This is a genomic window from Rhodoplanes roseus (genome assembly GCF_003258865.1).
Lineage (GTDB): Bacteria > Pseudomonadota > Alphaproteobacteria > Rhizobiales > Xanthobacteraceae > Rhodoplanes > Rhodoplanes roseus.
In genome coordinates this window covers 1-4,659 of record NZ_NPEX01000369.1, presented here as the reverse complement: position 1 = coordinate 4,659, position 4,659 = coordinate 1, and the positions used below count along the sequence as shown (strand labels likewise).

5 protein-coding genes and 1 pseudogene are annotated in these 4,659 nt (G+C 71.7%); 2 read left to right on the top strand and 4 right to left on the bottom strand.

Annotated elements, in window-relative coordinates; genetic code table 11:
* Positions 1-275, bottom strand: a pseudogene (locus CH341_RS28265) (hypothetical protein); the annotation flags it as partial.
* On the bottom strand, positions 268-2,139 hold the full coding sequence (locus CH341_RS28260) for a sensor histidine kinase (RefSeq protein WP_111422424.1): 1,872 nt from the start codon (positions 2,137-2,139) through the stop codon (positions 268-270). The pseudogene CH341_RS28265 and the gene CH341_RS28260, both read right to left, overlap by 8 nt.
* A gap of 311 nt (positions 2,140-2,450) precedes the next feature.
* Between CH341_RS28260 and CH341_RS28255 the strand changes: the two genes are divergently transcribed.
* Together CH341_RS28255 and CH341_RS28250 are read left to right on the top strand one after the other, a co-directional pair.
* Positions 2,451-3,053, top strand: coding sequence for a DUF5330 domain-containing protein (locus CH341_RS28255; protein WP_146604654.1), 603 nt, complete (start codon positions 2,451-2,453; stop codon positions 3,051-3,053).
* A 250-nt stretch (positions 3,054-3,303) separates the two neighbouring features.
* Complete coding sequence (locus tag CH341_RS28250) at positions 3,304-3,735, top strand: SufE family protein (protein WP_111422420.1); 432 nt, start codon at positions 3,304-3,306, stop codon at positions 3,733-3,735.
* Between the two features lie 27 nt (positions 3,736-3,762).
* Here CH341_RS28250 and CH341_RS28245 read toward each other — a convergent pair whose 3' ends face one another.
* Positions 3,763-4,392 (bottom strand): DUF6456 domain-containing protein, encoded by a 630-nt coding sequence (locus tag CH341_RS28245; protein ID WP_111422417.1) that lies wholly within the window; start codon positions 4,390-4,392, stop codon positions 3,763-3,765.
* Positions 4,389-4,659 (bottom strand): helix-turn-helix domain-containing protein (locus CH341_RS28240; protein ID WP_111422413.1); only part of this gene is annotated, 271 nt, incomplete at its 5' end. The genes CH341_RS28245 and CH341_RS28240, both read right to left, overlap by 4 nt.

Here is a 4,659-nt window from a genome sequence, read left to right as displayed (position 1 = left end):
ACGGCCAGCGCGCCGGTCGAATCGCGCGCCGGCGCGACCGCGACCGGACGCTCGGGCTTGAGCGCGAAGATCGGCGCCGGATGGGGACCGGGCTGGAGGAACAGCGCGTTGATCACCACGGTCGCGACGGCCGCCAGGCCGGCCGCGCCGGCCAGCGTGTCGCGCGGCCGCCGCAGCAGCGCCATGGCCACGGCACCGGCGCGACTGGCCCGGGGCTCGCGCCCCCGACCGCCGCCGTCACGACGACCGACCTCCTGGTCGACCGGATCACGCACGCTTCTTGACCGCAAACGTCGCCTCGCCACTCGTCTCTTCGGTTGGAGTCTCCTCCGGCACGGGTTCGCCCGGAAGGCTCAGCCGCCGCACCGTCGACGCCGCGGGACCGAGCGGCGGCGCCTTGGCGCGGGCGGGATCGCAATCGAGCGGAATCCGCACCGTCACGCAAGTCCCCGCCCCCAGGCGGCTCGACATCGCGATCTCGCCGCCGTGCAGGCCGACCAGGCCCTTGACGATCGACAGGCCGAGGCCGGTGCCGTGATGCGGGCGGTCGTAGGAATCGCGCGACTGGAAGAACGGATTGCCGCAGCGCTGGAGATCGTCCTCGCGGATGCCGATGCCGTTGTCCTCGACCGTGATGGCGAGGCGGGCGCCCTCGCGCCGGGCCGCGACCGTGACGCAGCCGCCGCGGTCCGTGAACTTCACGGCGTTGGACACCAGGTTGATGAGGACCTGCTTCATCGCGCGCTTGTCGGCGACCAGCTCGGGCAGCGCCGGATCGACCGCGACCTCGAGGCGGATGTCCTGCTCGCGCGCCTTGAGGCCGAGAAGATCGCAGCACGAGCGCACCACCGGCGCCAGCGCGAACGGCTCCGGGCGGATCTCGAACTCGCCGGTCTCGAGCTTCGACATGTCGAGGATGTCGTTGACGACCGACAGGAGATGATTGCCCGACTCGTTGATCAGCCGCGCGTATTCGAGCCGCCGCTCGGGCGTGATCTTGAGCGACCTCTCGTTGACGAGCATGTCGGAGAAGCCGATCACGGCGTTGAGCGGGGTGCGCAGCTCGTGGCTCATGGTGGCGAGGAAGCGGCTCTTGGCGGAGTTGGCCTTCTCGGCCTCGGTCCTGGCCTGCTCCAGCGCGCGCTCCTGCTCCTTGCGCTCGGTCACGTCGCGCATCACCGCGACGACCTCGTGACTGCCCGCCTCGGGGCCGGTGACGGCGCGGTCGAGCGGACGGCAGCGCATCTCGATCCAGATGAAGCGCACCAGGCCGCCCGACGTCTCGGCGTCACGGCGCACCCGGAACTCGACCGAGCGCGACAGGCCCTGCGCGGCCGCGTCGGCGAGCGCGCTCAGATAGGCGGGACGGTCGGCGATGTGGACGCGGTCGAACAGGCCGTGGCCGCGCAGCTCGGCGGCGCTGGCGCCGAACAGCTGCTCGGCCGCCGGCGAGGCGAACATCACGGCGCCGTTCTGGCCGTGGCGCGTGATCACGTCGGTCATGTTGCGGGCGAGCAGGCGGTAGCGATCCTCCTCGGCATAGAGGAGCCAGAAGCTCGTGCGGGTGAGCGATTCGGCGCCGAGCGCCAGCCCGGTCGCATAGAGCGCGGCCGAGACGATGCCGAGCGCCGCCAGCGCGGACGTGCCGTGCGCCGCCACCACCGGCTCCGGCAGCAGGCCGAACGCGCCCATGCCGACCAGGAAGCCGGCGGCGCCGAGCGCCAACGTCGAGGCGAGCGCGACGACGCGGCGCGACGCCGACAGCGCCGCCTCGAGCGGCACGACGACGAGCCAGATCGCGGCGAAGGAGCCGATGCCGCCGGTCTCCGCCGCGATCACCGTGACGAGGCCGGTGAGCGCCAGCGCGGAGAGGACATGCGCGCTCTCGTAGCGGCCGGTGCGCGACAGGTAATAAGAGGTGAGGATCGGTGCGGCGAGCCAGCAGAACACCAGCAGCTCGAGCGCGCTCGGTGCGCCGCGCAGCGCCAGATACGCCGGAAACGCGACGAGCGCGGTGAGGCTGCCGAGCAGCCGCGGCGCGATGAAGGCACGGTGACGCGCCTTGGCCAGCGGATCGCCCTGCACCGAGGGGTGCACCAGCGCGTCCACATAATGCCCGAGTGATCTGAAAACGCTCACTTCGCCCACTGCACGTCCCGAACACGGACGCGCCCCTTCGCGTCGGTGGGGATCGTCTCAGAGCCCCATTAAGCGAACGCTAAGGGCGAGGCCTCGCAAGGCCCCCGGTTGGCACGCTGTGGAGAAACCGCTGCGATGCTTCACCCCATTCTGCGCTGATGGTGAACACGGTATTGAATGGTGAATGCGACGTTGATTGGTGAACAGTCCGTTGCCGCGCCCGCCTCGATCGCGTTAGCGCCGATGCCATCGGGTTTTCTTCAATCTCGCGCGGCGCGGCTGCAACCCTTTGATCGCACGTCGCCACATGAATGCGCGAGGTCCTGACCAATGGTGAACGCGATCGTTCGACTTGTCGGAAAACTCGATTCGAATCGCGCCGTCGCGGCGAACCGCACGTCAAAGCCGCGCTGCTAGCGTTCGGGTCGGGGAACAAGAACGGGACACGGGACGAGGGAGACGGGGACCACAAGGACAGGACAATGGGCTTCTTGTTGCGCACGGCCTTTTGGCTGGGCGTCGTGGCGGTGCTGTTGCCCACCGTCACGCGCTCGCCGGGCGACGGTGCCGGCGCGTCCGCAGTGAGCGCGGCCGACGCCGCCTCCGCCGCCGCATCGACGGTCTCGGATCTGCGCCAGTTCTGCACGCGCCAGCCCGACGTCTGCGCGGTCGGCTCGCAGGTCGCAGTGGCGATCGGACAGAAGGCGCAGGCAGGCGCGAAGATCATGATGGAGATGGTGAGCGAGACGTTCTCCAGCTCCGACCGGACGCCGGTCACGACCGGCGCCGCGGCCCCGAAGGGCGACAGCGCGCGCCCACCGGTATCGCAGAGCACGCTCTCGGCCGCCGACCTCGCCCCGGAGTTCCGGGGACCGCCGGCCCGCCGCGAGGCATCGGTCCGCCCGCCGGGCTGACCACGACGACGGACGGCGGCCCTCGCGGCCGCCGCCTTCGTTTTCGGCACCGCGCCGGGACGACTCGCGCCGGACGCGAGCGTCCGTCGAAGTTGTCGGCTTTACGCCGGACGCGAGCGTCCGTCGGAGTTGTCGGCTTCGCGCCGGACGCGAGCGTCCGTCGCATGGCGAATTCCCATCCGCGCCGATCGCCCCTATGTATGCGGAACGGCCGCCATGGAGGCAGCCGCCCGGCGGCGGGACACGCGACATGACCTTGGACGACATCCTCGACAACTTTTCGCTGCTCGACGACTGGGACGACCGCTACCGCTACATCATCGAGCTCGGCCGCACCCTCGATCCGCTGCCGGAGCAGGACCATGTCGAGGCCAACAAGGTGCAGGGCTGCGCCAGCCAGGTGTGGCTGACCACCGCGGTGCGGCCCGACGGGGCGGCCGGCCCGGTGCTGAGCTTCAAGGGCGACAGCGACGCCCATATCGTGCGCGGCCTGATCGCCATCCTGTTCTCGCTCTATTCCGACCGCACGCCCGGCGAGATCCTCGCGGCCGACCCGGCCACCATCTTCGAGAAGCTGGGGCTGAAGGATCACCTCACCCCGCAGCGCTCCAACGGCCTGAAGTCCATGGTGGCGCGCATTCGCCGCGACGCCGAGACGGCGTTGGCGAAAGTGGGCGAGTAGCAGGGAGCGGGCGGGAATCGCTCCTCGCTAATCTGCCCGCCACGCCCGGATCGGAGCGCTCTTACGTGCGCGGGCGGCGAGGCCGTAGTGGCGCACCAGCCGGTCGAGGCCGAGCTGCAGCACCACCTTGGCGGAGCGCGGCGGCCAGCTGCGCTCGCGCTCGACGTCCTCGAGCCCCTTCAGGAAGCAGCACACGTCGAGGAGCAGGCCGGAGAACTCGGTGCCGGCGGCGTCGAGCGCCGTGGCGAGCCGCTGCCGGGCGCCGATCACGGCGTCGGTGAGGGAGGCCGGACCGCCGCCGCCGACGCTGCCGGGCGACAGCGCCGCCGTCCAGTCGACCGTCAGGCGCGGCCCGATCTGGGCGAAGGTGAAGTCCGCGCGCAGCCGCTCGCCGGCCGAGAACTGCTCGGGCTCGATCATCGGCCGGCCGTCGCGGCCTTTGCGGCGGGCCAGCCAGGCGAGCGGACTCTCGGCCTCGTTGACCACCACGGTCCCGGCCGGCCCGGTGCCGGCGCGTCCGGTGCCGACGGGCGCATCGGGATCGGCGCGGCGCGACAGCGCGAGCTGACGGGCCCGGAACGGGCCGATCGCGACCGCATCGGCCGCGGCAATGGCCGAGGGGCGGCCCGCCCGGCCGCGACGCGAGACGCGGCTCATGCGCAACTCCCCGGGCCGGTGGCGGCGATCGTCTCGGCAAGGAGCCCCTCCAGCCGGACCAGCACGGCCTCGACCCGCGGATCGTCGCGGCGCTCCTCGACCGTTCGGCAGGCATGCGCCGCGGTCGTCCGATCTCGCCCGAACGCCCTCCCCACGTCGCTGAAGGACGCCCCGACGGCCACGTGGGCCAGGTACATCGCGGTCTGGCGCGCGAAGGCGATCTCGGCGCTGCGGCGGCGCCCCCGTCCGAGTGCCGCCGGCGGCACC

Bases quoted from the DNA above. Each gene is read 5' to 3' on its own strand.
- CH341_RS28250 (WP_111422420.1), top strand. From the start codon at position 3,304: ATGACCTTGGACGACATCCTCGACAACTTTTCGCTGCTCGACGACTGG.
- CH341_RS28255 (WP_146604654.1), top strand. From the start codon at position 2,451: ATGCGCGAGGTCCTGACCAATGGTGAACGCGATCGTTCGACTTGTCGG.
- CH341_RS28245 (WP_111422417.1), bottom strand. From the start codon at position 4,392: ATGAGCCGCGTCTCGCGTCGCGGCCGGGCGGGCCGCCCCTCGGCCATT.